Annotated in this window: 4 protein-coding genes and 1 pseudogene; 1 reads left to right on the forward strand and 4 read right to left on the reverse strand. The window is 44.2% G+C overall.

Annotation, left to right across the window (positions count from 1 at the left end):
- Window positions 1–194: 194 nt before the first annotated feature.
- Window positions 195–860: a hypothetical protein gene (locus GEI7105_RS0126615; protein ID WP_144054065.1), complete on the reverse strand. Its 666-nt coding sequence runs from the start codon at window positions 858–860 to the stop codon at window positions 195–197.
- 162 nt (window positions 861–1,022) lie between these two features.
- A complete protein-coding gene (locus GEI7105_RS0126620) occupies window positions 1,023–1,766 on the reverse strand; it encodes a radical SAM protein (RefSeq protein WP_017663415.1) in 744 nt (247 codons plus the stop codon).
- A 98-nt stretch (window positions 1,767–1,864) separates the two neighbouring features.
- Between GEI7105_RS0126620 and GEI7105_RS40665 the strand changes: the two genes are divergently transcribed.
- Window positions 1,865–1,996 (forward strand): hypothetical protein, encoded by a 132-nt coding sequence (locus GEI7105_RS40665; protein WP_281167045.1) that lies wholly within the window; start codon window positions 1,865–1,867, stop codon window positions 1,994–1,996.
- Here the strand turns inward: GEI7105_RS40665 and GEI7105_RS0126625 are convergent.
- Entirely contained in the window at window positions 1,993–2,373 is a 381-nt protein-coding gene (locus tag GEI7105_RS0126625) for a Mo-dependent nitrogenase C-terminal domain-containing protein (protein ID WP_017663416.1), read from the reverse strand. The two genes, GEI7105_RS40665 and GEI7105_RS0126625, sit on opposite strands and share 4 nt — an antisense overlap.
- A 323-nt stretch (window positions 2,374–2,696) precedes the next feature.
- Window positions 2,697–2,952 (reverse strand): annotated as a pseudogene (locus GEI7105_RS40180) (IS4 family transposase); the annotation flags it as partial.

The following is a 2,952-nucleotide window of genomic DNA, read 5'->3' on the forward strand; positions in this document are numbered from 1 at the left end:
AATTTGACTTGCCGATGCATTTGCAGTATCCAGACCAGCCACTTTAAGATCCCAATTTGCTTCTCATTGAGATGGATGCGCAGAAAATCTTGGTAGAATGTCGGTAGCATTTTTTTGTTGGGGTGGCCGCAAACGCCACCCTCTTTTTTGGGACTCCTCTATTCTCTCAAACAATTGTCCCGTCTGGCTTCCGTCTACCTTGTCACCCTCTCAGCTTGAACATATACAAATAGTCCAAAAATATGAAAATTGTTATCAGGAATTAACATATAGTTAATTGTTTGCATTCCTATGATTTCACCTTGAAGTGCAAGATTTTTTAAAGTAGTAGCATTCCGCTCAACAATCTCTCGATCTAAAGCAAATACATTTCGATCGATTTTATCAAAATGAATAGCTGGCTCGTCTACAGCTCCAGAATACACGATCTCTAAAAAATTTCGATTCGTTTCTTTTGAATTGAGTTCAAATATACAATAATCCACTTCACAGTCAAGTTCTTCAAACAGTAGAAAATTGATGATATCTTCGCGATCTTTATTTTCTTTTCGAGAAAATAATTTAAATTTTGCTTTTATAATATTTTCAGAATTCTCGATCGTTTCTACAATTGTAGAAATCTCAAAGATGTCAGCGATGACCTCCTGTGAAGTTTTTAGATTAAAATAGCTTAAAGATGTATGACGTTTCCACTCTGATAGAAACTCTCGAATGCCATCAATTCGAGTCTGTTGTATTGTTTTATGATGGGTTATAGGAACAGCTCCCCCTTCTCCTGAGTCAAAGCAACCAATATGTCCGTCTGCATCCACTGCAAACCAGGTTGTATCCATGCTGTGCGCGGCTGGAAAATCTTTCATTCTCTTCATCCTTTTCGCCAAATTTAAATCTCGATCGCTCTTTATCTTCAAAAATTACACATTTATACCATTTATAGGGTGGGCATTGCCCACCGCTCTCTACATTTAGTGTGGTTGACGTTGCCGTGCATAAGTCCTAATATTTCTACTTTTTATATCTTTTTATCCACAAAAGACAAGCGGCAAATTTTCAAGTGCTGTTTCGAGTCCGCGAGCCGTGAGTGAGGGTAAAGGACGACGTGCAGTTGTATAAGAACACCAACCCACTTTTTTATCCCAAGAAATCGCACAAAAACGGGAACTGCGATGACAACTCATCAAACAAGTCATCGATTGAAACGGTTGAGTTTCTGCAACTCGCGCGACTTCTTTCGGACTCGGAGTGTCGGCTTTCCGCATGGGTAAATAAATAATCCGATCGCTCCCAATTCCCACATCTCTGAGTTTACGAGCCGCTTGTATCGCTGCTGTTATATTAGATTTAGCCACGAGTAAGTTGACGCCGCTGCGAATCCCCAACGCTTCCAACTGTTTGACTCGATCGATCGCGCGATCGACCTCTGTAGACTTTTCGGGAAAGTGAATCGAGAGGTGAACTTTATCGGGACGAACCGCGACCAAATCTTCTAAAGTGCGATCGCGCAACAGTAACCCGTTACTGGTTATCGATCGAAAAATCGAACCTCGCAACCTCTCTAAAACCTCAAACAAACCGGGATATTCGAGGGGTTCTCCACCTCCGAAGGACACCGCTTGCGTTCCAGATCGCGCACAGTCGGCGACAAACGAGACGAGTTCGTCGGGTGTCCACCTCGTTTCACCCTCTCCATGACTGCTGTTGTAGCAAAAATGACAGTGCTTGCTACATCGGTTCGTCACTTCGATCGACAGTCGCTCGACAGACATGGTTCAAGTTGAGAAACGTTTGGAGATGAGCGAAATGTGAGGGATTCTGGCGATCGCACTCCATCGCTCTGCAATATGGTAACGCGTTTGAATTACGGTTGTCACACGCCAGCCTCGATCGCTCGCTCTCCAAATACGAACGAATCCCCATGAAGACAGGCGATCGGCTCGTCTCGACGGGGATTTCTGATTTCAATGTTAAAAATTGGCGATCGCTTTCGACACCCTAAATATAAGGCGTCACGTCTTCTCCGCAATCGTCCGCCAAATAGGACAACGCCCGAAATCGCAGATACACAAACTCGTCGTAAAGCGGGTTGAACTTACACAGCGGCGGAATGTGAAACAGGGTTTTCCCCAAGACTTTTACATCTCGCTCGAAGGGACATTGAGCGGGAATGGTTTTACAAATCCAGCGCGCGCGAACGGGCGATCGCATTTCCAAATTGTCGAGCCACTGACGTAGAGGAAATAAGGGATCGAAGCGTTTCTTAGACGGAGCTGAACGGGTAACAGTGGGATGAAAAACGTGCTGGGGTTCGGCTTGGCGAAGCCATACCCAACTCACTGTTACGAGGTGTTGAATTGTATCGTCTAATACAGTCATGGATCGGATGGGTTTAATTCATTTGAGGTGTTGTTTTTTTCAACGACCTCGCGATCGAAAGTTCCGGCCCGAACTACCGATCTCAATCGAAAAATACAGAGGTGAGTTGCGTCGGGGATATATCCTCCTGACGTATTATGACACCAATTTTCAAAGTATGACTACTCAGTTTTACTGATATCCAACAATAAAATTAAAGCAATATAAATGTTGTTAAATATAGATCGATGAAGTTCCGATTGGGTAAGGGATTGAGGCGATGGTAGATTCGATCGTTCGCGAGATAAGCTGAAAAAATTTTTGCTGAGAGGGTGACAACATAGCTAGACCCCCTGCCTCACAAGGGATAGAGCCTCTAGCCCTCGTTGAAAATGGAGAGATTTGTGAGGCTTCAACGCCATGAGCGCCAACATCCAATCTCTCCAGAGCAGCAGGGATTGACTCCAAGCATAACCGGATAATACCGAGGGAAAAAACACTATGATGAGGAAAACCTTGAGGGGTCAGGTCTGAACGACCTAAATAGGATTGGACGTGAGATTCAAGGAGACGCTGACCCGAACGAGTTGCTAACCAATA

This window comes from Baaleninema simplex PCC 7105 (assembly GCF_000332355.1).
In the GTDB taxonomy this organism is placed as follows: Bacteria; Cyanobacteriota; Cyanobacteriia; order Cyanobacteriales; family Geitlerinemataceae; genus Baaleninema; species Baaleninema simplex.

Excerpts from the sequence above, each read along its gene's own strand:
- GEI7105_RS0126615 (WP_144054065.1), bottom strand. The coding sequence starts at position 860 with ATGAAAGATTTTCCAGCCGCGCACAGCATGGATACAACCTGGTTTGCA.
- GEI7105_RS0126620 (WP_017663415.1), bottom strand. The coding sequence starts at position 1,766 with ATGTCTGTCGAGCGACTGTCGATCGAAGTGACGAACCGATGTAGCAAG.
- GEI7105_RS0126625 (WP_017663416.1), bottom strand. The coding sequence starts at position 2,373 with ATGACTGTATTAGACGATACAATTCAACACCTCGTAACAGTGAGTTGG.